General features: G+C 67.4%; 21 protein-coding genes and 2 pseudogenes. 13 read left to right on the top strand and 10 right to left on the bottom strand.

The features are described from left to right. Window positions 1-9: 9 nt before the first annotated feature. Together GAA2_RS12595 and mptB are read right to left on the bottom strand one after the other, a co-directional pair. On the bottom strand, window positions 10-948 hold the full coding sequence (locus GAA2_RS12595; protein ID WP_051349536.1) for an ABC transporter ATP-binding protein: 939 nt from the start codon (window positions 946-948) through the stop codon (window positions 10-12). Between the two features lie 109 nt (window positions 949-1057). After that, on the bottom strand, window positions 1058-2890 hold the full coding sequence (gene mptB / locus GAA2_RS12590) for a polyprenol phosphomannose-dependent alpha 1,6 mannosyltransferase MptB (RefSeq protein ID WP_024497104.1): 1833 nt from the start codon (window positions 2888-2890) through the stop codon (window positions 1058-1060). Between the two features lie 175 nt (window positions 2891-3065). On the opposite strand from mptB, the gene GAA2_RS12585 reads away from it, so the two are divergent. The 7 genes from GAA2_RS12585 to GAA2_RS12555 are packed head-to-tail and all read left to right on the top strand — an operon-like array spanning window position 3066 to window position 9526. Continuing rightward, window positions 3066-3869: a helix-turn-helix transcriptional regulator gene (locus tag GAA2_RS12585; RefSeq protein ID WP_096273954.1), complete on the top strand. Its 804-nt coding sequence runs from the start codon at window positions 3066-3068 to the stop codon at window positions 3867-3869. Continuing rightward, a complete protein-coding gene (gene sufB / locus GAA2_RS12580) occupies window positions 3866-5320 on the top strand; it encodes a Fe-S cluster assembly protein SufB (RefSeq protein WP_024497102.1) in 1455 nt (484 codons plus the stop codon). Before GAA2_RS12585 ends, sufB begins: the two co-directional genes overlap by 4 nt. After that, window positions 5320-6507, top strand: a complete 1188-nt coding sequence (gene sufD / locus GAA2_RS12575) for a Fe-S cluster assembly protein SufD (RefSeq protein WP_006436258.1) — start codon at window positions 5320-5322, stop codon at window positions 6505-6507. Before sufB ends, sufD begins: the two co-directional genes overlap by 1 nt. 54 nt (window positions 6508-6561) lie before the next feature. Beyond that, on the top strand, window positions 6562-7335 hold the full coding sequence (gene sufC, locus GAA2_RS12570; RefSeq protein ID WP_096273956.1) for a Fe-S cluster assembly ATPase SufC: 774 nt from the start codon (window positions 6562-6564) through the stop codon (window positions 7333-7335). A gap of 26 nt (window positions 7336-7361) precedes the next feature. After that, window positions 7362-8648 carry a cysteine desulfurase gene (locus GAA2_RS12565; protein WP_096273958.1) on the top strand — a complete coding sequence of 429 codons (1287 nt, stop codon included), beginning with the start codon at window positions 7362-7364 and terminating at the stop codon, window positions 8646-8648. Between the two features lie 3 nt (window positions 8649-8651). Next, a complete protein-coding gene (gene sufU, locus GAA2_RS12560; RefSeq protein ID WP_096273960.1) occupies window positions 8652-9131 on the top strand; it encodes a Fe-S cluster assembly sulfur transfer protein SufU in 480 nt (159 codons plus the stop codon). Then, window positions 9128-9526, top strand: coding sequence for a metal-sulfur cluster assembly factor (locus tag GAA2_RS12555; RefSeq protein ID WP_024497097.1), 399 nt, complete (start codon window positions 9128-9130; stop codon window positions 9524-9526). The genes sufU and GAA2_RS12555 overlap by 4 nt, the downstream gene beginning before the upstream one ends. A 5-nt stretch (window positions 9527-9531) precedes the next feature. Here GAA2_RS12555 and GAA2_RS12550 read toward each other — a convergent pair whose 3' ends face one another. Beyond that, entirely contained in the window at window positions 9532-9861 is a 330-nt protein-coding gene (locus tag GAA2_RS12550; RefSeq protein ID WP_096273962.1) for a hypothetical protein, read from the bottom strand. A 99-nt stretch (window positions 9862-9960) separates the two neighbouring features. On the opposite strand from GAA2_RS12550, the gene GAA2_RS12545 reads away from it, so the two are divergent. After that, a complete protein-coding gene (locus GAA2_RS12545; protein WP_096273964.1) occupies window positions 9961-11037 on the top strand; it encodes a helix-turn-helix transcriptional regulator in 1077 nt (358 codons plus the stop codon). Window positions 11038-11070: 33 nt separating this feature from the next. Beyond that, window positions 11071-11469 (top strand): DUF1992 domain-containing protein, encoded by a 399-nt coding sequence (locus GAA2_RS12540; RefSeq protein WP_024497094.1) that lies wholly within the window; start codon window positions 11071-11073, stop codon window positions 11467-11469. Between the two features lie 69 nt (window positions 11470-11538). Here GAA2_RS12540 and sigI read toward each other — a convergent pair whose 3' ends face one another. Continuing rightward, window positions 11539-12390: an RNA polymerase sigma factor SigI gene (sigI, locus tag GAA2_RS12535; RefSeq protein ID WP_096273966.1), complete on the bottom strand. Its 852-nt coding sequence runs from the start codon at window positions 12388-12390 to the stop codon at window positions 11539-11541. Window positions 12391-12572: 182 nt separating this feature from the next. Here sigI and GAA2_RS12530 point away from each other — a divergent pair. Continuing rightward, window positions 12573-12968: pseudogene (locus tag GAA2_RS12530) on the top strand (nitroreductase family deazaflavin-dependent oxidoreductase); the annotation flags it as partial. 23 nt (window positions 12969-12991) lie between these two features. Here the strand turns inward: GAA2_RS12530 and GAA2_RS12525 are convergent. Then, window positions 12992-14143, bottom strand: coding sequence for a lycopene cyclase family protein (locus tag GAA2_RS12525; RefSeq protein ID WP_096273968.1), 1152 nt, complete (start codon window positions 14141-14143; stop codon window positions 12992-12994). Window positions 14144-14201: 58 nt separating this feature from the next. Next, complete coding sequence (locus tag GAA2_RS12520; RefSeq protein WP_191834379.1) at window positions 14202-15017, bottom strand: SDR family oxidoreductase; 816 nt, start codon at window positions 15015-15017, stop codon at window positions 14202-14204. Window positions 15018-15116: 99 nt separating this feature from the next. On the opposite strand from GAA2_RS12520, the gene GAA2_RS12515 reads away from it, so the two are divergent. Beyond that, window positions 15117-16745, top strand: coding sequence for an ABC-F family ATP-binding cassette domain-containing protein (locus GAA2_RS12515; protein WP_096273972.1), 1629 nt, complete (start codon window positions 15117-15119; stop codon window positions 16743-16745). Window positions 16746-16953: 208 nt separating this feature from the next. Here GAA2_RS12515 and GAA2_RS12510 read toward each other — a convergent pair whose 3' ends face one another. Both GAA2_RS12510 and GAA2_RS12505 read right to left on the bottom strand, forming a co-directional pair. After that, window positions 16954-18498 (bottom strand): AMP-binding protein, encoded by a 1545-nt coding sequence (locus tag GAA2_RS12510; protein ID WP_096273974.1) that lies wholly within the window; start codon window positions 18496-18498, stop codon window positions 16954-16956. A 136-nt stretch (window positions 18499-18634) separates the two neighbouring features. Next, a pseudogene (locus tag GAA2_RS12505) lies at window positions 18635-19557 on the bottom strand (GMC oxidoreductase). Between GAA2_RS12505 and GAA2_RS12500 the strand changes: the two are divergent. Continuing rightward, window positions 19511-20371 (top strand): hypothetical protein, encoded by an 861-nt coding sequence (locus GAA2_RS12500; RefSeq protein WP_024498164.1) that lies wholly within the window; start codon window positions 19511-19513, stop codon window positions 20369-20371. The pseudogene GAA2_RS12505 and the gene GAA2_RS12500 sit on opposite strands and share 47 nt — an antisense overlap. Here the strand turns inward: GAA2_RS12500 and GAA2_RS12495 are convergent, their stop codons facing one another. Beyond that, complete coding sequence (locus GAA2_RS12495) at window positions 20372-20938, bottom strand: TetR/AcrR family transcriptional regulator (protein WP_024498152.1); 567 nt, start codon at window positions 20936-20938, stop codon at window positions 20372-20374. 14 nt (window positions 20939-20952) lie between these two features. Continuing rightward, window positions 20953-23754: an aconitate hydratase gene (locus GAA2_RS12490; protein WP_024498153.1), complete on the bottom strand. Its 2802-nt coding sequence runs from the start codon at window positions 23752-23754 to the stop codon at window positions 20953-20955. Window positions 23755-24049: 295 nt separating this feature from the next. On the opposite strand from GAA2_RS12490, the gene GAA2_RS12485 reads away from it, so the two are divergent. Further along, on the top strand, window positions 24050-24679 hold the full coding sequence (locus GAA2_RS12485; protein ID WP_024498154.1) for a DUF6676 family protein: 630 nt from the start codon (window positions 24050-24052) through the stop codon (window positions 24677-24679). Window positions 24680-25036: the final 357 nt, after the last annotated feature.

The raw sequence follows: 25036 nt of genomic DNA, 5'->3' as shown, positions 1-25036 counted from the left end.
TGGGGCTGTTCACTGTCGTAGGGCCCGTCCGGTCAGGTCGAGGAAGACGTCTTCGAGACTCCGGGTCTCGACCCGCAGGTCGGTGGCGAGGACGTTGATCTTGGCGCACCAGGCGGTCACGGTCGCGAGCACCTGCGGGGTCATCGGGCCGAGGACGAGGTAGGAGCCCGGGTTGGGCTCCGTGCAGTGATATCCCTCGGGCAGTGCGAGCGTCAGCATCGACAGATCGAGTCCGCGGGGCGCGGTGAACCGCAATTCGTTCTCGGCGCCGGTGCTGGTGAGGTCGGCGGGGGTCCCGGCGGCGACCGCGCGGCCGTGATCGATGATCACGACCTGATCGGCGAGCTGCTCCGCCTCGTCCATGAGATGGGTCGTGAGGAGGACGGACACGCCGTCGGCGCGGAGGCGGTCGACGAGCTCCCAGACGACGAGACGTGCGTGGGCGTCGAGGCCGGCGGTCGGCTCGTCGAGGAACACGAGCTCGGGACGGCCGACGATGGCGCAGGCGAGGGCAAGGCGCTGCTGCTGCCCGCCGGACAGCCTGCGGTACGACGTGCGCCGGACCTCGCCGAGCCCCAGCGCTTCGATGAGGAACTCGGGGTCGATGGGGTCGGCCGAATACGCCGCGACCAGCCGCAACATCTCCTCGGCACGAGCTCCGGGGTAGGCGCCGCCGCCTTGCAGCATCACGCCGACGCGGCGCCGGAGCGCGTCGTTGTCGGCGATCGGATCGAGTCCGAGGACCCGCACGGTGCCGGCGTCCGGCTCGGTGAAGCCCTCACAGATCTCGACGGTGGTGGTCTTGCCCGCGCCGTTCGGTCCGAGGAGGGCGAGGATCTGGCCGCGTTCCACGGTCAGATCAAGCCTGTCGACCGCGGTACGGTCGCCGAAGGTCTTGACCAGTCCGCGTACCTCGACCGCGGGAACACTCAGCAGACGATCGTTCATCTGATCGTCGTCGTTGATCTGCCGAGAGGTCGTGCCGCGCACACAGGTCAGACTAGGCGCTCGGACCCCGCGGACGAAAAACGCCGTGCGCGGGTGCGGTGGGGGATCGTCACCGCGTCGGCGCGTTCTCCGCGGGCTCCGGGGTGTCGTCGGAGGCCCCCCTTCTGCGACGACGCCATCGGCGGGGTGACCGGTCTTCGAAGAACAGCGCGGTCAGCGCTGCGACCATGATCACACCTGCCAGAAGACCCTGCGCGAGAACGACTCCGCTGGTGTTGGAGCTCGTCGGCATCACCACGATGGCGATGATCGCCGATGCGGAGATGGTCGAGATCCGGAACCACGGGCCGGTCGCCCAGGCAGCCAGCGGAATGACCGCCCACAGCAGGTACCAGGCCTGGACGAACGGAAAGAACAGCACGACTGTGGCCATCGACACACCGAGTGCGCCCAGCGGATGCAGGCGTCCGCCCAGCGTCGCGAGCATCCACCGGATGATGAAGAGGCCGGCGACGAGCTGCCCGATCGGGCGTGCGACCTCGAGGATCGCCTGGGTGTGCTCGCCGAGTCCGAGGGTCACACCGATCCGACCCGTCGTCACCCCGAGCAGTGTCGGCATCGACATCCACGACCGGACGATCTCGCCGGTCGACAGCGTGCCCGTCCAGCCGAATCCGAGCCCGGTCGCCAGCGAGATCCCGACCATCACGATGCCGAGCACGACCACGTAGAACCCGGCGGAGACGCCGAGGGCGTACACCGACCACTTCGACCGCGTCCACCACTCCCGGACGGGTGCGTACCGCAGGGCAGGCAGCGTGGCACCCCACCGCATCGCCAGGGCGATGCCGACGAAGCCGAGCGCGAGCATCGAGGTCACCTTGATCATCGACGACGCGGCGAGCACGGCTCCACCGGCGATCAGGATCCAGCCTGCTCTCGTGGGTATCAGCGTCCCCGGTTTCCGCAACCGGTCGACGCCGTAGATGGCGCGGAAGCTCAGCTCGAGGCCCACGAGCATCAGACCGAGCATGAGTGCCTCGTTGTGGATGCCGCCCACCAGATGCAGGATCACCAGCGGGTTCATCGCGCCGAGCCACAGGGCGGCCACCGACGACACCCCGCAGCGCTTCGCCAGTCGCGGCAGCGCCCACACGATGAGCGCGATGCCGATCAGGGCGACGATGCGGTGCAGGAAGATCGCGGCGGTGATGTTCGCGCCGGTCACCTTGGTGATGCCCTCGCCGATCCACAGGAACAGCGGCCCGTAGGGCGCGGGGGTGTCCCGCCACAGGTTGGGCACCGACCGCGTGAGGATGTGGTCGACGCCGAGACCGCGAACCGGGCTCACCGAGTAGGGATCCATGCCGCGGGAGGCGATCGCACTCTGGGCCAGGTAGGAGTAGATGTCCTTGCTCAGCAGCGGGGGAGCCAGCACGATCGGTGTGATCCACAGCATGAGGGTCCGGTCGGCCTGGCGGCGGCTCATCCGTCGTTCCGGACTCCGTCCGTGCCGGACCTCGACGCTGAGGCGGCCGACGGCGAAGCGGCCGATCAGCAGCCATGCGACCACCAGGGTGATCGTGCCGCCGATCGACAGCGCGAGGGCGGTGCCGAACATCCGGGACGGCAGTGACAGCACGCGCATGCCGGCGACGGGGTTCTGCAGCACGGGCACCGCACCGGTGCCGAGGGCGCCGATCAGGATCAGGACCGAACCGGTGGCGCCGAAGAGCTTGATGCGGCGGAGACGACGGGTCTCCGCGGCGTTGAGGGGTCCGACCTCGCGTTCGTCGTCGTGTAGGCGGGCGACGGTCTTTCCGTAGTCGCCGCGCTGCTCGGTGGTGTCGGTGTCGGGGCCGACGGGGCGCTGTTTGCGCAGACCGAGGTAGTTCAGCACGGTGAGCAGGTGATTCCACACGAGTCCGAAGAAGTCCGGCACGCGGCGGCCAGCTGTGGTTTCGGGCACACGACGACTCTAAACGGCGGGGACGGATCCCTCGCCACCACCCTTTATCGGCGACGCGCGGGACGGGAGGAGGGAATCGGACGCATCGCTAAGGGCACCCTTGCTGGCAGCGAGGAATCAATTACGTCACACTCGTGTTGTGAAAACCATGCGGAACGATGTTGTGCTGCCCTCGGGCGGCCGCAATGCCGTGCCCTCCGCTGGTACGGCAACCCCTCACACGACCGCCGGTGCCGATGCGCACCACGACGGTCAGACCCGTGATGCGGTCCTGAACCTGCTCGTCGAAGACGGCCCGCTGACCGCGGGCGAGATCGGCGAGCGTCTCGGTATCTCCGCGGCCGGCGTGCGCCGCCACCTCGACGCGCTCACCGCGGCCGGGGACATCGAGGTCGCATCGACCGGTTTCGGTCAGCGGGGCCGCGGACGTCCGGCCAAATGGTTCCAGCTCACCGCATCCGGACGCGGCAAGATGCGCCACGCCTACGACGACCTGGCCGGGGCGGCGATGCGCAAGCTCCGTGACCTCGGTGGTCACGACGCGGTCGCCGAGTTCGCCCGTGAACGCGTCGAGCGGATCGTCGCCGACGTCGAGCCGAGCACCGATCCGCTGAATGTCGCAGACACCGTCGACGAGATCGCCGATGCGTTGACGGGTGCGGGCTACGCCGCCAACACCCGCCAGGTTGGCAACGGCATCCAGATCTGCCAGCACCACTGCCCGGTGGCGCACGTCGCCACCGAGTTCCCCGAACTGTGCGAGGCCGAGACCGCGGTCTTCACCGAACTGCTCGGCACGCATGTGCAGCGCCTGGCGACCATCGCCAACGGTGACTGCGCCTGCACGACCCACGTGCCGATGCATCCACCTCCGGAATCGCCCTCGCGCGAGACCCCACTCTCCACGACCGCACCCGCCCAGCCCACGACAACCCGAAAGGCCACGCGATGACCGTCACCGATCCGGCCGCCACCACGCCGTCCGCCGCGGCTCCCCTCACACAGGAGGAGACGATTGCGTCCCTCGGGACGTACGGCTACGGCTGGGCCGACTCCGACGTCGCCGGCGCCAGCGCCAAGCGCGGCCTGTCCCCGGCCGTCGTCGCCGACATCTCATCGAAGAAGAGCGAGCCCGAGTGGATGCTCGAGCAGCGACTCAAGGCTCTGAAGATCTTCGACAAGAAGCCGATGCCGCACTGGGGTGCCGGACTCGAGGGCATCGACTTCGACAACATCAAGTACTTCGTGCGCTCGAGCGAGAAGCAGGCCGCCTCGTGGGAGGACCTGCCCGAGGACATCAAGAACACCTACGACAAGCTCGGCATCCCGGAAGCGGAGAAGCAGCGGCTGGTCGCCGGTGTCGCCGCGCAGTACGAGTCCGAGGTCGTCTACCACTCGATCCGCGAGGATCTCGAGAAGCAGGGCGTGATCTTCCTCGACACCGACACCGGCCTCAAGGAGCACCCGGAGCTGTTCCAGGAGTACTTCGGTTCGGTCATCCCGGCCGGCGACAACAAGTTCTCCGCGTTGAACACCGCCGTGTGGTCGGGTGGATCGTTCATCTACGTCCCGCCGGGTGTCCACGTCGACATCCCGCTGCAGGCCTACTTCCGGATCAACACCGAGAACATGGGCCAGTTCGAACGCACGCTGATCATCGTCGACGAGGGTGCCTACGTGCACTACGTCGAGGGTTGTACCGCGCCGATCTACAAGACCGACTCGCTGCACTCCGCGGTCGTCGAGATCATCGTCAAGAAGGGCGGCCGCTGCCGCTACACGACCATCCAGAACTGGTCGAACAACGTCTACAACCTGGTCACCAAGCGTGCCAAGGCCGAGGCCGGCGCCACCATGGAGTGGATCGACGGCAACATCGGTTCCAAGGTCACCATGAAGTACCCGGCCGTGTGGCTGACCGGTGAGCACGCCAAGGGCGAGGTCCTCTCGGTCGCATTCGCCGGCGAGGGACAGCACCAGGACACCGGTTCGAAGATGGTCCACCTGGCACCGAACACCTCGAGCAACATCGTCTCGAAGTCGGTGGCCCGCGGCGGTGGCCGTGCCTCCTACCGCGGTCTGATCAAGATCAACAACGGCGCCCACGGCAGCCGGTCGACGGTCAAATGCGATGCGCTGCTGGTCGACACGATCTCGCGCAGCGACACCTACCCCTACGTCGACATCCGTGAGGACGATGTGACGATGGGGCATGAGGCGACCGTCTCGAAGGTCAGTGACGATCAGCTCTTCTACCTGATGAGCCGCGGCCTGACCGAGGACGAGGCGATGGCCATGGTGGTCCGCGGCTTCGTCGAGCCGATCGCCAAGGAACTCCCGATGGAATACGCGCTCGAGCTCAACCGCCTGATCGAGCTTCAGATGGAAGGAGCCGTCGGCTGATGGCCGATCCGACACTCCCGGTCTCCACACCGGGCTCGCATTCGCCTGTCGTCAACAAGGGTGAACTGTTCACCTCGTTCGACGTCGACGCCTTCGAGGTGCCCAGCCCTCGCGAAGAGGCCTGGCGCTTCACCCCGTTCCGCCGCCTGCGCGGTCTGCACAACGGTTCCGCCCAGCGGACGGGTGAGGCGACCGTCGAGGTCACCGGTATCGCAGACGGTGTGACCGTGGACACCGTCGGACGCGATGACGAGCGTCTCGGCCAGGGCGGCGTGCCCTTCGATCGGGTTGCCGCACAGGCGTACTCGTCGTTCACCCAGGCCACGGTGGTCACCGTGGGCCGCGAGGTCGAGCTGTCCGAACCGGTCACCATCACGGTCACCGGCCCCGGGGAGGGCGAGACCGCCTTCGGGCACACCCAGGTCCGGCTTGAACCCTTTGCCCGCGCCGTCGTGGTGCTGGACCAGAAGGGCGGCGGGACCTTTGCCGAGAACGTCGAATTCGTCGTCGGCGACAGCGCCGCGCTCACCGTCGTCAACGTGCACGACTGGGATGACGACGCCGTGCACGTCGCCGCCCATCACGTGCGCACCGGCCGCGACGCCGTGGTCCGCCACTTCGCGGTCAGCTTCGGCGGCAACCTCGTCCGGCTGTCGCCGATCGTCCACTACGACGCGCCGGGTGGCGACGTCGAGCTGTGGGGGCTGTACTTCGCCGACGCCGGACAGCATCTCGAGCAGCGCCTGCTCGTCGACCACAGCCAGCCCAACTGCCGCTCGAACGTGGTGTACAAGGGTGCGCTGCAGGGCGACACGAGCGGCGACCGGTCGCGCGAGGCCCACACCGTCTGGATCGGCGATGTGCTGATCCGCGCCGAGGCCGAGGGCACCGACACCTTCGAGCTCAACCGCAACCTGGTGCTCACCGACAACGCCCGCGCCGACTCGGTGCCCAACCTCGAGATCGAGACGGGCGAGATCGTCGGTGCCGGCCACGCCAGTGCCACCGGACGTTTCGACGACGAGCAGCTGTTCTACCTGCAGGCTCGCGGCATCCCCGAGGATCAGGCGCGCCGCCTGGTCATCCGCGGATTCTTCGGCGAGGTGATCGCCAAGATCGCCGTTCCCGAGCTGCGCGAGCGTCTGTCCGCCGCCGTCGAGCGCGAGCTCGAACTCGCCGGCGCCTGAACCGCTTCCGCGCCCGACCGAACCTTCCTCAGCCCGTAAGAGAGAACACAGAACATGACCACACTGGAAATCCGTGACCTGCACGTCGACGTCGCCCAGACCGACGCCGACGCCGAGCCCATCCACATCCTCAAGGGTGTGAACCTGACCGTGAAGTCCGGTGAGACGCACGCGATCATGGGCCCCAACGGCTCGGGCAAGTCGACGCTGTCCTACGCGATCGCCGGCCACCCCAAGTACCAGGTGACCTCGGGTTCGATCACCCTCGACGGCGAAGACGTCCTGGAGATGAGCGTCGACGAGCGTGCGCGTGCCGGCCTTTTCCTGGCCATGCAGTACCCCGTCGAGGTGCCCGGCGTCTCGATGTCGAACTTCCTGCGCACCGCCGCCACCGCGGTCCGCGGCGAGGCCCCGAAGCTGCGCCACTGGGTCAAGGAGACCAAGGAGGCGATGACCGCGCTGGACATCGATCCGTCGTTCTCCGAGCGCAGCGTCAACGAGGGCTTCTCCGGCGGTGAGAAGAAGCGTCACGAGATCCTCCAGCTCGACCTGCTCAAGCCGAAGATCGCCATCCTCGACGAGACCGACTCGGGTCTCGACGTCGACGCGCTGCGCGTCGTGAGCGAGGGCGTCAACCGGTACAAGGAGCAGGAGAACGGCGGCATCCTGCTGATCACGCACTACACGCGCATCCTTCGGTACATCAAGCCCGACTACGTCCACGTCTTCGTCAATGGCCGCGTCGTCGAATCCGCCGGTCCGGAGCTGGCCGACGAGCTCGAGGAGAACGGCTACGAGCGCTTCACCTCGGCGGCCAAGGCCGGCTGAACCAACACCCCAGGAGGTGCACGTACGTGACACTCTCGCCTGAGACGACAACCGCGGCAACCGCTCTCGATGTCGAGGCGCTGCGGGCGGACTTCCCGATCCTGTCGCGCACCGTTCGCGACGAGAAACCGTTGGTGTACCTCGATTCCGGGGCGACCTCGCAGCGTCCGGTCCAGGTGCTCGACGCCGAGCGGTACTTCCTGACGCACCACAATGCGGCGGTGCATCGGGGAGCCCATCAGCTCGCCGAAGAGGCCACCGACGCCTACGAGGACGCGCGCGAGGTCATCGCCGGGTTCGTCGGGGCGTCGTCGGACCAGTTGGTGTTCACCAAGAACGCCACCGAGGCTCTCAACCTGGTGACCTTCACGCTCGGAGATCCGCGCTCGGCGTCGATCCTCGGCGGATCGGCGCTGGGTCCGGGCGACACCGTGGTGATCACCGAACTCGAACACCACGCGAATCTGGTTCCATGGCAGGAACTCTGCCGTCGGACCGGTGCGACCCTGCGCTGGTACGGCGTGACCGACGACGGTCGTATCGACCTGGATTCGCTGACCCTCGACGAGTCGGTGAAGGTCATCGCGTTCACCCATCAGTCGAATGTCACCGGTGCCGTCGCCGACGTCGCCGAACTCGTCTCGCGTGCCCGTGCAGTCGGTGCGCTGGTCGTGCTCGACGCCTGCCAGTCGGTGCCGCACATGCCGGTCGACTTCTCGGCGCTCGACGTCGACTTCGCCGCCTTCTCCGGACACAAGATGTTCGGTCCGAGCGGTGTCGGCGCGCTCTACGGCAAGTCCGAACTCCTGGATGCGTTGCCGCCCTTCATCACCGGTGGCTCGATGATCGAGACCGTGACGATGGAGGTGTCCACCTACGCGCCGCCGCCGCAGCGTTTCGAGGCGGGCGTTCCGATGACCTCGCAGGTCGTGGGTCTCGGCGCCGCGGTGCGCTACCTGCAGACGATCGGCATGGAAGCCGTTGCCGCACACGAGCACGCGCTCGTCGGACATGCGCTCTCCCGGCTCGGTGAGATTGACGGTCTGCGCATCGTCGGACCCACCACGACCGAGAACCGTGGGGGAGCGGTCGCGTTCGTCGTCGACGGCATCCACGCGCACGACCTCGGTCAGATCCTCGACGACGAGGGCGTCGCGATCCGTGTCGGCCACCACTGTGCCTGGCCGCTTCACCGCCGGTTCGGTGTGGCCGCGACCGCACGTGCATCGTTCGCCGCCTACAACACATTCGCCGAGGTCGACGCGCTGGCCGCGGCGATCGTCAAGGCGCAGAAGTTCTTCGGGGTGAACTGAGCAATGCGTATGGAGCAGATGTACCAGGAAGTGATCCTGGACCACTACAAGCACCCGCACGGTAGGGGACTGCGTGAGCCGTTCGGCGCAGAGGTGCACCACGTCAATCCGACGTGCGGTGACGAGGTGACCCTCCGCGTCGCGGTGTCCGGAGACGGCGCCACCATCGACGACGTCTCCTACGATGGCCAGGGCTGCTCGATCTCCCAGGCCTCGACGTCGGTTCTCCACGACCTGATCGTCGGCAAGCCGATCGGCGAGGCGCTGGCCACCGTCGAGTCGTTCACCGCGATGATGACCTCCCGTGGCAAGGACCCGGGCGACGAGGACATCATCGGTGACGGCATCGCCTTCACCGGGGTCAGCAAGTACCCGGCGCGCGTGAAATGCGCACTCCTCGGCTGGATGGCGTTCAAGGACGCACTTTCCCAGACGGAGAACGCCTACATCGACAGTCAGAAAACAGAAGTGGAGTCAGCATGAGTGACGAGACCACCACCGCGACAGACACACCGGCAACCGACACCACGGCTGCCGGCACACCCGCCGCCCCGTCCACCTCGCTGCCGGCCGTCGAGGACGTCGAGGAGGCGATGCGCGACGTCGTCGACCCCGAACTGGGTATCAACGTCGTCGACCTCGGACTCGTCTACGGCATCGAGGTGACCGACGACGCCGTCGCGAAGATCGACATGACCCTCACCTCCGCCGCGTGCCCGCTGACCGACGTCATCGAGGACCAGTCTCGCGGCGCGCTGGTCAACAGTGGTCTCTGCACCGATCTGGAGATCAACTGGGTCTGGCTGCCGCCGTGGGGCCCGGACAAGATCACCGATGACGGCCGGGAACAGCTGCGGGCCCTCGGCTTCACCGTCTAGATCGACTATGCGACATGCGATCCGGCCGCCTCTGAGGCGGCCGGATCGATCGCTTTCGCGACGACCACCTCGTGAACGGTTGGCGTGCCATGGGCGACACTGACGCCCCGGGAGCCGGCCGTGGACCAGATCTTCTCGAGAACCCCGACGTAGGCCCGGGTGCGGGCGACGTCGGCGAAATCGAGTTCGATCGTGACCTCGGTCGGGTCGGTGACGCTGCGCATCACCCGGTAGGCGAGGACCCCGTTGTCGGCGCGCACACGTTCGTAGCCGTCGAACGCGCGGCGCCAGGCGTCGAAGTCGGGGATGGTGTCGGTGATCCGGAGCTGATACATGGCGGTCGCCCTTCTCGATGGGTGGATTCTCCGACCGTATGAGCGGGAGCCCCGTCCGAACATCCCCACCACGGGGGATTTCCGGCCTAGCCTTGACCGATGGGCGTCGATCTCCTGAGTCGGGTCGAGCGCTCCTGCGCACGAAACGCCGGTGTGAAGAGTCTTCGGCTGGCGGTGCTCGCTGACCTCGGAGCGGCAGTGGCGTTCGACGGCCACGTGTGGCTTCTGACCGACCCCGCGACCTCGGTCGGCACCTCTCCGCTGGCGACGCTGCCAGGCTTCCCGATGACCCGTCTGCCGGATCTGATCCGTGCCCGATATCTGACGACGAGCACTCGCTGGACCTGCCTCACCGGATCGCGGGTGCCGGCCACGTCGTGGTGTCGAGCCAGGGATCGCGAAGCTGCATCGTCATCCCCGTGGCGCGAGATCCTGGCGGAGTTCGGCGTCTGCGACGTGGCGACGCTCGCCTTCGCCGACCGGTTCGGGTGTTGGGGCTGGCTGGATCTCTGGCGCTTCGAGCCCCGTCCGCAGTTCTCCGCCGAGGACATCGACCGGATGTCGCAGATCACTCCGCTTGTCACGGCCGCGTTGCGATCTCGGCAGGCCGGATACTTCACCGACCCCGTCCGCACCGCGGCCTCCACCGGACCCGCCGTCGTGGTGCTCGATCAGGGTCTGCGACTTCGCGGACAGACAGCGGGGGCGGGATCGCGGCTCTATCAACTCAATCCACCCGATGCCGGGCCGGACGGGCGCATCCCGGACGTACCGGCGATCCCGGCGGCGGCCTACAACGTGGCGGCACAGCTCATCGCCCGCGAGCAGGACGTTGCCGCCGCGCCGCCGCGCGCGAGAGTGTTTCTCGAGCAGTACGGATGGCTGACCCTGGAGGCCGACCGGATCAGCGGGGCCGGACCGCCGGCCGGCCGCGAGATCGCCGTCACGATCGAACCCAGTGGTTTCACCGACCGTCTCGACCTCTTCGCCCGGGTGAACGGCCTGTCCGGTCGTGAGCGGGAGGTGCTCGGCCACCTCTGTGCCGGTATGGACAACCGGTCGATCGCCGCTGCGGTGTCGGTGTCCGAACACACCGTGCACGACCATGTGAAGTCGGTCCTGGCCAAGTCGGGATGCGGCAATCGCACCATTCTGCTGGCGCGGGTCGCGGGATGACCGACGCGGTCGAAGGCGAGTAGAACCGTTGGTGTGAATCGGTTCGAGAGTCGAGTCGAGCGGATGATCCGCGAGGCGACCGAGCGCGGGGAGTTCGACAACCTGCCCGGGGCGGGCAAGCCGTTGGACCTCTCCGACAGCGACGATCCCGACTGGTGGGTCAAACGCAAGATCCGCGACGAGAACCTGGACTCGTCGGCTCTCCTTCCCGCGCCTCTCCAATTACGCCGGGAGGCGCAGGATTTCCCGGAGTCGTTGCGCGACATCGCCGACGAGGACGCCGTGCGTGAGATCCTCGACGACTTCAACCGCCGCGTGCGCGAAGCTCATCTCGCCGCGCGTCAGATCGCGATGCCCCACAGCGTCGTCGCCCACACCATCGACGTCGACGACATGATCCGGCAATGGCGTGAACTTCGCCGACGCGGATGAATCCTGCTCGCGATCCAAGAGGTCATGTCACCTGCGCTGACCGCCACGAGCCGAGACGCCGACCGGCAGTCACCGATTCCGGGCCGACGGGTCCGCGGTGGCCTCGATCCTGACCACCCGGCCGTCCCGGATGCTCAGCACGACGACGGCGAACAACCGGCGGCGGTCGTACGCCAGCAGGACCGGATCCCCGGCCGGCCCACACACCAACGTCGCGCCGGGCCCGAGATGACGCAGCAGGTTCGTGGCCACGGAATCGGGACCGTGGTTGACCTGTTTCGTCGGGGCCGGGTCGGCCAGCACCGTGCCCACACCCCAGACGGTCGGGTCGAGCACGGCGGTCAACGCCTGCAGATCGCCGGTGGCACACGCCGCGATGAATGTGTCCATGACCTGCCGGTGCTGGATTTCGGGGACATCGACGGGGCGGCGGACTGCGGCGGTGAACTTCGCCCTGGCGCGGCGGGCCAACTGCCGACAGGTGCCCGCCGGTCTGCCGACCGTCTCGGCGATCTGATCGAACGGCACGGCGAACACATCGTGCAGCACGAATGCGACCCGCTCTCCCGGGGACAACCGGTTGAGCACCTCGAACAGTGCGGCCCGCACCTCGTCGTCGAGTGTGATCCGGTCGGCAGGATCTGCACCCGGGGCGGCGGTCTCGATGACGTCGTCGGTGTCCACACGTTCCAGGCGCGCTCGGGCGGATCGGACGTGGTCCAGACACAACCGCCCAGTCACCACGGTCAGCCACGCTCGGATGTCCTGCAGGCGTTCGATCTCGACGCGGGCCAGCCGCAGGAAAGCCTCCTGTGCGGTGTCCTCGGCAGCCCCGATGTCACCCAGCATCTGGTAGGCGAGATTCACCGTGTACGGGTGGTGCTCACGCCAGGCCTGTTCGAGGGCCGCCGGATCGGTCATGTCTTCACGACGAACAAGCGGCCCGGAAAGTTACCGCGCGCAGAGGTAACTTCCCCGGCCTGCGCCCCGTCCTAGATGACATGACCAACGATGACATGACCAACGACGACAGGACCAACGATGACACGGCCGACGACGACATCGCCGGTCTCGATCCCCGGCCACCCCGCTGGCTCACACCGATGAACAAGCTGGTGACGGCGGCGCAACGGGTGGGCATTCGCACCGGTCCCGCGATGGTGCTGACGGTGCCCGGTCGGAGATCCGGGGTGCCCCGCAGCACGCCGATGACACCGTTCGGGCATGACGGCGGCCTCTACACGGTCGCGGGTTATCCGGGCTCGGACTGGGCGGCCAATGCCCGGGCCGCCGGCGCCGGGACGTTGAGCCGGGGCCGGCGGTCCCGTCCGGTCAGGATCGTTGAACTCACGCCCGAGGAGTCGCGACCGGTGCTGCGCGCCTTCGCGATCAAGGTTCCGGTCGGTGTCGGTTTCGCCAAGCGCAGCGGCCTCGTGGTCGACGGCACGCCGGACGAGTTCGAGGCACTCGCAGGACGACTGGCGGTGTTCCGGTTCGACGGCTGGGACAGCGAGAAGTGCGGTCACCGGCGCTGGAAGCGCGGGGTCGAGCCGAGGTCCCCGGCCCATTCCGGCGTGGACATCGCACCGCGGGCCACGACGCTGCGGGTGCGCATGTCGACCGCCCGAATGACCCGGGTCATCGCGCCCATGGTGCCGGTCAGGTCGTTGCGACGGCTGAGGTAGCTGCGCTGCGACTCGATCGGCATGGCGAAGAACGCCTCGAAGAACGCGATCGTCTGGGTGGGGCTGAGCCGCAGCAGCGCGCTGAGCCCGCGCAGTCGAAGGTTGTGGACGGCACGCGCCGAGGCGGGCCACAGGTCGGGGACCGGATCGCGCCCCGCGGCCAGCGCGCCCACCACCGCATCGACGCACATCAGTGACGTGGCGACGCTGTAGCCGGTCGTCGGATTCTTGAATCCGCCTGCGGCGCCGAAGCAGAACGTCGGGTCCCGCCACGGCTGAGGCGAGGACCCGGTCAGCGGGAACGCCACGTGTTCGACGCGACGGATACCCGACGGCAACCCGCCGAGCCGGACCTCGAGCCGCCGCTTCAGCTCGTCGAGATCCAGGGCGGGCAACCCGGCCAGGCACGTCTCCTCCAGGAGATACTCGTCCCCGCCGAGCGGCACGACGTACAGGAACGACGGCAACGAGCGGCGGTCGACGATCCCGCCTCGCCAGTCCATCAGCAACGCCCCGTGGCCCTCCAGAACCGGTGCGGCGGTGGCCTTGTCGACGACGATGCCGTAGGCGGTCTGTCGTGGCGCCTCGTGGGGGAGTGCGCCACGGCAGTCGACCACCACGTCCCCGGTCAGTGCCCGACCGGTGTCGAGTTGCACTCGCGCACCGTCGATCCCGATGACGCGGTCGGTCACGATCTCGGCGCCGTCGAGAGTCAGCGAACGTTGCAGTCCCGGGGTGTCGAACACCGTGTAACCGCGGTCGACCTCTTCGAGGGCGGTGCCGGCGACGCCGATGCGTTCGAGGCGGGCGGCGAAGGCCGTCGGATCGAGCCAGCCGGGCAACTCGTCGGACCAGCAGGCGAAGGTGGACTGCCAGACCCGTTCGGGACGAGGGTCGACCACGGTCACCGGTATCGCGGCGGCCAGCAGCCGGTGCGCGAGTGCGCGCCCTGCCGGTCCCGCGCCCACAACGATCACTCCAGCGCTCACACGTCTTCCTTCGTCGCAGCCGGTGATCCGGACGGGAACTCCGGGCCGCCGGGCGTCGTCACGAGCCGCCGGTCGCCAGCATGCCCCCGTCGACGGCGAGGGTCTCGCCCGTGATCCAGGCCGATTCATCACTGGCGAGGAACGCGACCGCGCGGGCGACGTCCTCGGGTTCGCCGATGCGCTTCATCGGATACGCCGCGGCGGCCCGGGCCTCGTTCTCGCCCGCGATCAGTCCGGAGGCGAACTTGGTGCGCACGATCGCGGGCGCGATTGCGTTCACCCGGATGTTCGGCCCCAGTTCCCACGCCAATTCCGCGGTGAGGCGGATCAGCGCCGCTTTCGACGTGCCGTAGGCCGCGATCACCCCCGTCGACCGCAGGCCGGCGACCGAGGAGATGTTGATCACCGAACCACCGGTGTCCTTCATTCCCGCCCGGTACGCCTCCTGCACGAAGCCGAGGGCGGCGACGACATTGGTGTCGAAGGTCTTACGGTAGGCGCCCAGATCGGCGTCCATCAGCGGTCCGGCGAGGGGGGCGATGCCGGTGTTGTTGACCAGGATGTGGATTCCGCCACCCTGCTCCACAGCCGCCGCGACCGCACCCGCCCGGTCGTCGGCGTCACCGGTGTTGGCCGCGAACGCGGTCACCGTCGCCGACGGCACGGCCTGGCGGATGCGCTCCGCGGCCTCGGCAAGGGGCTCCGGCTTGCGACTCGTGATGACCACCGAGGCACCGCGCCGGGCGAGCTCGGTGGCGATGGCCTCGCCGATGCCCCGGCTGGCGCCGGTGACCAGAGCAGAGCGGCCGGTGAGGTCGGAGGTCTGGGGAAACGAGGACTGGGGAATCGTTGTGGATTGCGTCACGTCTGCCACCGTATCGGTCCACCGTGTCGCCGTGGGGCGACTCCGCAGCGCGGTCTGGGGCCTTGTCGTGGCAAAACCACTGGATTCGCCCCGGTAGACTGGTCCGTCGTGATCACCGCGACCGACCTGGAGGTACGAGCGGGCGCTCGGACCCTGTTGTCGGCGCCCGGCGACGCCCTCCGTATCCAGCCCGGCGACCGGATCGGCCTCGTGGGCCGCAACGGCGCCGGCAAGACCACCACCCTGCGCATCCTGGCGGGGGAGACCGAACCCTACGCCGGCACCGTCCGGCGCTCGGGTGAACTCGGCTACCTGCCCCAGGACCCCAAAGAGGGCGACCTGGAGGTCCTCGCCAAAGACCGGGTGCTGTCCGCACGCGGACTCGACGAGATCCTGCGCGACATGGAGAAGCAGCAGGCGCGCATGGCCGAGGCCGCCGACGACAAGCTGCGCGACAAGGCCGTCGCCCGATACGGACGTCTGGAAGAGCGTTTCGCCGCCCTGGGTGGCTACGTCGCCGAATCCGAGGCCGCGCGCATCTGCAACAGCCTGGGCCTGCCGGACCGCGTCCTGAACCAGCCGCTGCGCACCCTCTCGGGTGGTCAGCGTCGCCGCATCGAGCTCGCACGCATCCTGTTCGCCGCCTCCGACGGCTCCGGAAAGTCCGACACCACGCTGCTGCTCGACGAGCCGACCAACCACCTCGACGCCGACTCGATCGCCTGGCTGCGCAGCTTCCTGATGAACCACGAGGGTGGGCTGGTCGTGATCAGCCACGACGTCGACCTGCTCGCCGACGTCGTGAACCGGGTGTGGTTCCTCGACGCCGTCCGCGGCGAGGCCGACATCTACAACATGAGCTGGAAGCGCTACCTCGACGCGCGCGCCACCGACGAACAACGGCGTCGCCGCGAACGCGCCAACGCCGAGAAGAAGGCCTCCGCACTGCGTGCGCAGGCCGCGAAGCTCGGTGCCAAGGCCACCAAGGCCACCGCCGCGCAGAACATGCTCAAGCGCGCCGAGCGCATGATCGACTCGCTCGACGAGGAGCGGGTGGCCGACCGCACCGCACGGATCCGCTTCCCGGAGCCGGCGACCTGCGGCAAGACGCCGCTGATGGCCTCGGGCCTGTCGAAGAGCTATGGCTCACTGGAGATCTTCACCGGTGTCGACCTCGCCATCGACAGGGGCAGTCGCGTCGTCGTCCTCGGGCTCAACGGTGCCGGTAAGACGACGCTCCTGAAAATGCTTGCCGGCGTGGAGAAGCCGGACACCGGGCAGCTCGAACCCGGGTACGGCCTGAAGATCGGCTATTTCGCACAGGAGCACGACACCCTCGACGACCAGGCATCGGTGTGGGAGAACATCCGCCACGCCGCACCGGACGCGGGTGAACAGGAACTGCGAGGCCTGTTGGGCGCGTTCATGTTCAGCGGCGCCCAGCTCGACCAGCCCGCCGGCACCCTGTCCGGTGGTGAGAAGACCCGCCTGACGCTGGCCGGTCTGGTGTCGTCGGCCGCCAACGTCCTGCTCCTCGACGAGCCGACCAACAACCTCGACCCGGTGTCACGCGAACAGGTGCTCGACGCCCTGCGCAGCTACACCGGGGCCGTCGTCCTCGTGACCCACGACCCCGGCGCAGCCGCCGCACTCGATCCGCAACGCGTGATCCTCCTGCCCGACGGCACCGAGGACCACTGGAGCGACGAGTATCAGGAGATCATCGAGCTCGCCTGACCCTTCGAGGCTCGCTTCGCTCGCACCTCAGGGAGCGAGAGATGGCTCGCTTCGCTCGCACCTCAGGGAGCGAGAGATGGCTCGCTTCGGTCGCACCTCAGGGAGCGAGAGATGGCTCGCTTCGGTCGCACCTCAGGGAGCGAGAGATGGCTCGCTTCGGTCGCACCTCAGGGAGCGGTGGCGCGACCGCTCCCTGAGGGATCGTGAACTAACCTGCGGGCCAGTACTTCTTGCGCAGTTCGCCCTTGACCAGCTTGCCGGTGGGCGTGCGCGGCAGTTCGTCGACGAAGTCCACCGACCGCGGCGCCTTGTACGCGGCGATGCTGTCCTTGGTGAACGTGATGAGCTCGTCCGCGAGTTCGTCGGAGGGCTCGTGTCCCTCGGCGAGCTGCACACACGCTTTGGCCACCTCGCCGAGGTCGGGATCGGGGACACCGATCACCGCGACGTCGAAGACGGCGGGATGGTTGATGAGGACGTTCTCGGCCTCCTGCGGGTAGATGTTCACCCCGCCGGAGATGATCATGAACGCCTTGCGGTCGGTCAGGTACAGGTAACCGTCGGCGTCGACATACCCGACATCGCCTGTCGTGGACCAGTTCTCGTGTTCCGGGTGCTGGGCCTTGCGGGTCTTCTCCGGATCGTTGTGGTACTGGAAGGTCACATCCTCGCGTTCGAAGAAGACCTGTCCGACCTCGCCGACCGGGAGCTCCTTGCCGTCCTCGTCGCAGATGTGGATGACGCCCAGCAGCGGCTTGCCCACCGAGCCGGGGTGATCGAGTGCTTCCTGCGGGCCGATGAACGTCGCGCCGGCGGCCTCGGTGGAGGCGTAATACTCATGGATGACCGGGCCCCACCAGTCGATCATCGCCTTCTTGACCTCGACCGGGCAGGGTGCCGCGGCGTGGACCGCGATCTTGAGGCTGCTGACGTCGTAGGAGTTGCGGACCTCCTCGGGCAGCTTCAGCATGCGGATGAACATCGTGGGCACCCACTGGCTGTGTGTCACCTTGTAATTCTGGATGGCGGCCAGTGCGGCCTCGGGCTCGAAGCGGTCGAGCATGATCACGGTGCCGCCGACCGAGTTGGTCACGCCGCAATAGCGCAGCGGCGCAGCATGATACAGCGGTGCGGGGGACAGGTAGACGGCGTTCTCGTCGAAGCCGTACATCGGCGCGAAAATCGCCGTGTAGGTGTCGGGGACCTGATCGACCTGGCCGTCGGGCATCGGGGTCTTGATGCCCTTGGGGCGGCCGGTGGTGCCCGACGAGTAGAGCATGTCGGTGCCGCGCGGCTGATCGGTGCGCGGTTCGGCGGAAGCGTTGGCGAGAACCTTGTCGTAGCTGTCGAAGCCCTCGAGATCGCCGCCCCACACGACCCGGCGACCGGTGCCCGTCAGTGCCTCGATCTCGCCGGAACGCGAGACGGCGTCGGCGACCGAGGCGCCGGCGAACAGGACCTGGGCGTTGCAGTCGTTCAGGATGTAGTTGGTCTCGGCTGCTGTCAGGTGGTGGTTGATCGCCGTCACGTACAGGCCGCTGCGCAGGGCCGCCCAGTACACCTCGAAGACACGGAGATCGTTGGCGGACACCACCGCGATGTTGTCGCCGCGCTTGAGGCCCAGCGACTCCAGGTAGTTGGCGAGCCGCGTCGAGTTCTCGTCGAGCTGACGGTAGGTCAACTGTTCGCCGGTCGCGGCGCGGATGACGGCGGGCTTGTCCGGAGTGGACTTGGCGAAGACTCCAGGGAACAAGGGTGCACTCCTCTGACGAAGGGGACATTGACCCCGAACGTCCGTTATCTAACGATCGTTCGGAGTGTCGTGAGTCACAGTACCCCAGGTCCCGCGACGGACCTCATCTCTGTCGGGAGAAGACCCGAATCCGCGGTCAGTGCTCGGCGAGGAACCGGTCCATCCTCCGTTCGGCGAGCGCGGCGATCGTCAGGGCGGGATTCACCAGTCCGACGGCACCCGGCACGAACGAGCCGTCGACGACGTAGAGGTTGTCGTAGCCGCGGACCGCACCGGCCATCGACGCCGCCTCGCCCATGACGACCCCGCCGAGTCCGTGATATCTACCCGCCGAACCGAATCCGACGGCGCGGGAGTGGTTCGGGACGCCGTTCGCGCGCCGGCTGGGGCGGAGTGCCTTTCGCTCGCCTCGACGAGCATGCGGGTGGTGTGGAACGAGCCGACCGCCATGAAGAGATGATCGGCCTCGGCGGTCACCGTCCGGATCGTGCGGCGGACGATGTCCCAGTCGATCGCGAAGTCGAAGATAGTTCGGGTGGTCGAGGATGTCGGCGGGCAGTGGCGAGACGCCGAGGGTGCGCTTCGCGCGCGGGTAGTACGTGGATAGGAGTTCGGAGTAGTTCGCCGCGGCGGGGAAGATGTGCTCGAAGTCCTGACGCCGGGGGACCGGGGTGAACGATCCGAACACCGGCGAACCGCCGCCGTAGACGGCTTCGATGCCGTTGCCGACCATCTGGTCGAGCACGCCCGCATGCGGATCGACGGGGATGGCGGTCGCGCTGTTGGCGTCCGGACTTGTTGCCGAACCAGGCGGCGCGCTTGTCGGGGCTGGAGAAGGTGGCGAAGGTGCTGCCGTCGGGTCGGATCGGCCAGCGTTGGCCACACTCGAACACCGTTGTGGCGAAACCGGATCACCGAGTCGCAGGCGGCGACCGAGCCGCCGAAACCGGTGCCGATGAGTGGGATACACCACGCGATGCCTCGTCGCCCGCGCTCGAATACACTCCCGCTTGTGACGACTCCGCTGTCGATCGAGGTGGACCGCGACAGCGTCGCCATGGGCGACGACGTGCACTCCCATACCCGCCGGATCTCGGTGATGTCCGGAACCACGCTGAGTTCTGTGCTCGCCGAGGCTGCACCCGAGATCCGTTCGCGCGGCTGGAGCTGGGTGGCCGAGGTCGACGGACGGACGGCCGCGGTCTGGTCGATCGATCGCGGCGTCGAGATGCTCGTCGAAGACAATGTGGTGATCGCGGACAATGCGCCGCGTCGGATCTTCTTCCGCTATTTCCTGCAGATCGATCCCGAGTGGCTGTACCGGCGGCTCGTCGACGGCGCAGAAGCGAATCGATATGTGCTGGAACGTGAATACCAGCCGATCGGCGACCGGCTCCGTGAGGAGGAGGAGCGGCGCCGAGAGCGGGAACTCTCGGGGCGGCTCCTGGGCGTCGAATGTTCCGCGGCGCTGCGCGGCCTCGGCGTGGAGTTCGACCTACACAACGATCGGATGGCGCGGTTCGATGTGTTCGGGTCGTTGTGGCGGGTGCGGCGTATGGACACGATGACAGTCACCGCCCGCGGGGAGAACAGATTCTTGTCGTCCATCCGGCCGGTGGCTGTGGCCGAGGTCTGGCTGGTGGCGGCCGTAGGGGAACGGATGCGCCAGGTCCGGGGCCTGTCACCGGCCCCGGACCGACTGTTGTCGCACCCGGATCTGTACCCGATGTCCCTGGGTGTGTTCCGGGAACCTCGCTGGTCGACGAGGGGGCACCCCACCGTCCAGCTCACCGGTGTCGAGGCGGTCCACGCGTACCGGATTGCGGCGGGGCGCACGATCGCCGAGGTCATGCAGATCCTCAACGCGCGGTGATCAGTCCTTGGCCCGCACTGATTCCTCGACGAGATCGAGGACCGCGTGCAGATCGTCGGTGGGCTGACCCGACGCCAGTCGGGTGATCAGTCCGTCGAGAACGAGATCCAGATACTTGACCAGGACGTCGGTGGGGACATCGTCGCGGAGACGCCCGGCCTGACGTCCGCGTTCTAGGCGGGAGAGTGTCGCCTGTTCCAGTTCGGCCGACCGTGCCATCCACTCGGCCCGGAAACTGTTGTCGGTGCGCAGCTTTCGCGCGATCTCGAGTCGGGTCCCGAGCCAGTCGAAATCCTCTGGCCGCGTGAGCATGTCACGCATGACCTGCACGAGACCCTCTTCGGCGGCGACATCCGCCATGCGTTCGGCGTCCTCGTGCGCGAGCGCGAGGAACAGCGCCTCTTTGTCCCGGTAGTGGTGGAAGATCGCGCCGCGGGACAGACCCGTGGACTCCTCGATCCGCTTGACCGTCGCACCGTCGTATCCGTACTCCGCGAAGCAATGCCGCGCGCCGTCGAGAATCTCCCGACGACGCGCGGCAAGGCGGTCATCACTGACCTTGGGCACGTCGCGTGCTCCTGTCAGCTCTTGATCATGTTCCGCAGCACGTACTGCAGGATGCCTCCGTTGCGGTAGTAATCGGCTTCACCGGGGGTGTCGATGCGCACCTTGGCATCGAACTCCACCTTCGAGCCGTCCTCCTTGGTGGCGGTGACGTGCACGGTCTTCGGGGTCTTGCCCTCGTTGAGCTCCTCGATACCGGTGATGTCGAAGGTCTCGGTGCCGTCGAGGCCCAGCGACTTGTGCGACTCACCCTCGGGGAACTGCAGCGGGATGACGCCCATACCGATCAGGTTCGAGCGGTGGATGCGCTCGAAGCTCTCGGTAATGACCGCCTTGACGCCCAGCAGGCTGGTGCCCTTGGCCGCCCAGTCGCGCGACGAGCCGGTGCCGTACTCCTTGCCGCCGAGCACGACGAGCGGGATGTTCTGCTCGGCGTAGTTCTGCGCGGCGTCGTAGATGAACGACTGCGGTGCACCCTCCTGGGTGAAGTCGCGGGTGTAGCCACCGGACACACCGTCGAGCAGCTGGTTCTGCAGGCGGATGTTGCCGAAGGTCGAACGGATCATCACCTCGTGGTTGCCACGACGGGCGCCCAACGAGTTGTAGTCCTTGCGCGCCACACCGTTGGCGTCGAGGTACTGCGCGGCGGGGGTGCCGGGTTTGATCGTCGACGCGGGGGAGATGTGGTCGGTGGTCACCGAGTCGCCGAGCTTCGCGAGCACGCGAGCGCCCTTGATGTCGGAGACGGGTGCCGGCTCGAGCTGCATGCCCTCGAAGTACGGAGGCTTCCGCACATAGGTCGACTTCTCGTCCCACTCGAAGGTCTTGCCCGACGGCGTGGGCAGGTTCTGCCAGCGCTCGTCGCCCTTGAAGACGTCGGCGTAGTCGGCGGCGTACTGCTCCGGCGAGATCGACGACGCGATGGTCGCCTCGATCTCCTCGTTGGTCGGCCAGATGTCCTTGAGGAAGACGTCGTTACCGTCGGTGTCCTTGCCCAGCGGGTCGGACTCGAAGTCGAAGTCCATGGTGCCGGCCAGGGCGTAGGCGATGACCAGCGGCGGCGAGGCCAGGTAGTTCATCTTCACGTCGGGGTTGATGCGACCCTCGAAGTTGCGGTTGCCCGAGAGCACCGCGGTGGCGGTCAGGTCGTTGTCGTTGATCGCCTTCGAGATCTCCTCGGGCAGCGGGCCCGAGTTGCCGATGCAGGTGGTGCAGCCGTAGCCGACCAGGTAGAAGCCCAGCTTCTCCAGGTAGGGCCACAGGCCGGCCTTCTCGTAGTAACCGGTGACGACCTGCGAGCCCGGAGCCATCGAGGTCTTCACCCACGGCTTGGAGGTCAGGCCCTTCTCGACCGCCTTCTTGGCGAGCAGCGCCGCGCCGAGCATGACCGACGGGTTGGAGGTGTTGGTGCAGCTGGTGATCGATGCGATGGTCACGATGCCGTGGTCGAGGATCATCGAGCCGCGCTCTTCGGAGTCCACGCGCACCGGCTTCGTCGGACGGCCCTCGGCGCCGTTGGCGGCCGAGTGCAGCGGTTCCGCGTCATCGTCGGCGAAGGTCAGCGTGGCCGGGTCGGAGGCCGGGAAGCTCTCTTCGACGGCCTCGTCGAGCTTGGTGTGAGCCGGGCTGTTGCCGTTCTCGACGTAGTTGTGGATGTCCTTGCGGAAGGCGTTCTTGGCGTCCCACAGCTCGATGCGGTCCTGCGGACGCTTCGGGCCGGCGATCGACGGGACGACGTCGGCGAGATCGAGCTCGAGGTACTCCGAGTACACGGCCTCCTCGGCGTCCTTCTCGAGCCACATGCCCTGTTCCTTGGCGTAGGCCTCGACGAGGGCGAGCGTCTCTTCGCTGCGGCCGGTGAGGCGCAGGTACTTCACGGTCTCCTCGTCGATGGGGAACATCGCACAGGTCGAACCGAATTCGGGGCTCATGTTGCCGATGGTGGCGCGGTTGGCCAGCGGCACCTCGGCGACGCCGTTGCCGTAGAACTCGACGAACTTGCCGACCACACCGTGCTTGCGCAGCATCTCGGTGATGGTGAGGACCACGTCGGTGGCGGTCACGCCGGGCTTGGTGGCACCGGTCAGCTTGAAGCCGACGACACGCGGGATGAGCATCGAGACCGGCTGGCCGAGCATCGCGGCCTCTGCCTCGATGCCGCCGACGCCCCAGCCCAGGACGCCGAGGCCGTTCTCCATCGTGGTGTGCGAGTCGGTGCCGATGCAGGTGTCGGGGTAGGCGACGCCGTCACGGACCATGACCGAGCGCGCGAGGTGCTCGATGTTGACCTGGTGGACGATGCCGGTGCCCGGCGGGACGACGCGGAAGTCGTCGAAGGCGCCCTGGCCCCAGCGGAGGAACTTGTATCGCTCTTCGTTGCGCTGGTACTCGATCTCGACGTTGCGCTCGAAGGCCTGGGCGTTGCCGAAGGCCTCGATGATCACAGAGTGGTCGATGACCATCTCGGCGGGCGCGAGCGGGTTGACCTTGTTCGGGTCGCCGCCGAGTTCCTTGACGGCGTCGCGCATCGTGGTGAGGTCGACGATGCAGGGAACGCCGGTGAAGTCCTGCATGATCACGCGGGCCGGCGTGAACTGGATCTCGACGCTGGGCTCGGCGTTCGGATCCCAGTTGGCCAGGGCCTCGATGTGCTCGGCGGTGATGTTCGCGCCGTCCTCGGTACGAAGGAGGTTCTCGGTCAGCACTTTGAGGGCGTAGGGGAGCTTCTCGGCGCCCTTGACGGCATTCAGGCGGTAGATCTCGTAGCTGTTGTCGCCGACGTCCAGCGTGCCGCGGGCGCCGAAGGAATTGATACTCACTTCTAAATCCACTCTCCTCGTGTGCCGACGGGCCGCGTCGGCGATGCTCGATGAATTGTTGAACCGGCGGGCTGCACCGGTGCCATCGGGTGTCCGCGAGACGACCCGCGACAACTTCGTCCAGCCTAACAGTACGAGCGTACTGTCCCAGCGGGGTGGCGACGACACGCCGTCGAGGCCGCACGCGTAGGCGAATACCCGGACGACTCCATTGTGTCGTACGGTGCAGGGCGAAGTCCGGTGAGCGTCCGCTTTGCTCGCCGCGGGGGTTACCGACAGACAGGGGTGAGGCCGTATGGGTCCCGAGCCGACGATGCTGATGCTGGCCGCTCCCGCGGAGAACAGCGAACTCACCGGGCTGGTCGGGGTCGACATGGCGGAGCTCTCGCGCGACATCGCCGACGACGGCGTCGCGGGTGCCACCCCCGAGCAGGTGCCCGCGATGCGCGAGGTCATCGAGTACGCCAAGAGCAAGGGGCACGACGTCAGCTTCGTGGTCATCGAGCAGACGCAGCCGCGGTTCACCCTGTACCGCGACATCGCCAATCAGCTGCAGGAGCAGGTCGGTGGCACCGTCATCGTGCTCGGTCCCAACTCCGTCGGCAGCTCGTCGCCGGACTTCAGCCGGGTGATCCAGGAACAGGCGACCCAGAACCTGGCGCTCACCGACCCGCCCGGGGCAGCCCGGCAGATGATCGACTCGATGACGGAACCGCACGTCGACTGGACCCTCGTCGGCCTGGTCCTCATCCTCGTCGTCGTCCTCGGTGCGGTGGGCGCGCGATTTCGTACCCGACGCGCCCGCGCAGCGGCGGCGGGCGGCCCCCTCGGTCCGGTGAACCCGACCGGTGCGCACACGTCGTCGGTCGACGACCCGGACGCGTCTCGCGACGGGGCGACTGCCGACTCCTCGACGTCTTCCTGACGCCCGGTCTTCACTTTCGTCTGCGTCACTGACGACCGCTCGTCGCGGTCCGGTGGCGCCGGTGGCGTCGTGCTCGCCCCCGAATCGGTTCGTCCACCGGTTTGTTGCGAATTCGAGACCTGAGCCGCACTGGTGAACTATCTGCAGTTCACAGCATTTTCCCAGGTAATCACGTCTTTGTAATTCATTTCGTTAGGTTTTCTCGTGTGGTTGATGTGACGTACGGTTCTGATGTCGCATGTGTGACCTGTGTTCCCTATAGGGGCATCTGCGACCCATGTGCAGTGTGTGGTCGGGGCACAGTGGCCGTTCGATCAACATCCGGGATCGGGCACGTCCCCGGAAGAACCGCGAGGA

This window comes from Gordonia ajococcus (assembly GCF_012974285.1).
In the GTDB taxonomy this organism is placed as follows: domain Bacteria; phylum Actinomycetota; class Actinomycetes; order Mycobacteriales; family Mycobacteriaceae; genus Gordonia; species Gordonia amicalis.
Note: the sequence above shows the minus strand (reverse complement) of the source record. Positions and strands in the feature narration are given on the sequence as shown.

Excerpts from the sequence above, each read along its gene's own strand:
- GAA2_RS12595 (WP_051349536.1), bottom strand. The coding sequence starts at position 948 with ATGAACGATCGTCTGCTGAGTGTTCCCGCGGTCGAGGTACGCGGACTG.
- GAA2_RS12585 (WP_096273954.1), top strand. The coding sequence starts at position 3,066 with ATGCGGAACGATGTTGTGCTGCCCTCGGGCGGCCGCAATGCCGTGCCC.
- sufB (WP_024497102.1), top strand. The coding sequence starts at position 3,866 with ATGACCGTCACCGATCCGGCCGCCACCACGCCGTCCGCCGCGGCTCCC.
- sufD (WP_006436258.1), top strand. The coding sequence starts at position 5,320 with ATGGCCGATCCGACACTCCCGGTCTCCACACCGGGCTCGCATTCGCCT.
- sufC (WP_096273956.1), top strand. The coding sequence starts at position 6,562 with ATGACCACACTGGAAATCCGTGACCTGCACGTCGACGTCGCCCAGACC.
- sufU (WP_096273960.1), top strand. The coding sequence starts at position 8,652 with ATGCGTATGGAGCAGATGTACCAGGAAGTGATCCTGGACCACTACAAG.
- GAA2_RS12555 (WP_024497097.1), top strand. The coding sequence starts at position 9,128 with ATGAGTGACGAGACCACCACCGCGACAGACACACCGGCAACCGACACC.
- GAA2_RS12550 (WP_096273962.1), bottom strand. The coding sequence starts at position 9,861 with ATGTATCAGCTCCGGATCACCGACACCATCCCCGACTTCGACGCCTGG.
- GAA2_RS12545 (WP_096273964.1), top strand. The coding sequence starts at position 9,961 with ATGGGCGTCGATCTCCTGAGTCGGGTCGAGCGCTCCTGCGCACGAAAC.
- sigI (WP_096273966.1), bottom strand. The coding sequence starts at position 12,390 with ATGACCGATCCGGCGGCCCTCGAACAGGCCTGGCGTGAGCACCACCCG.
- GAA2_RS12485 (WP_024498154.1), top strand. The coding sequence starts at position 24,050 with ATGGGTCCCGAGCCGACGATGCTGATGCTGGCCGCTCCCGCGGAGAAC.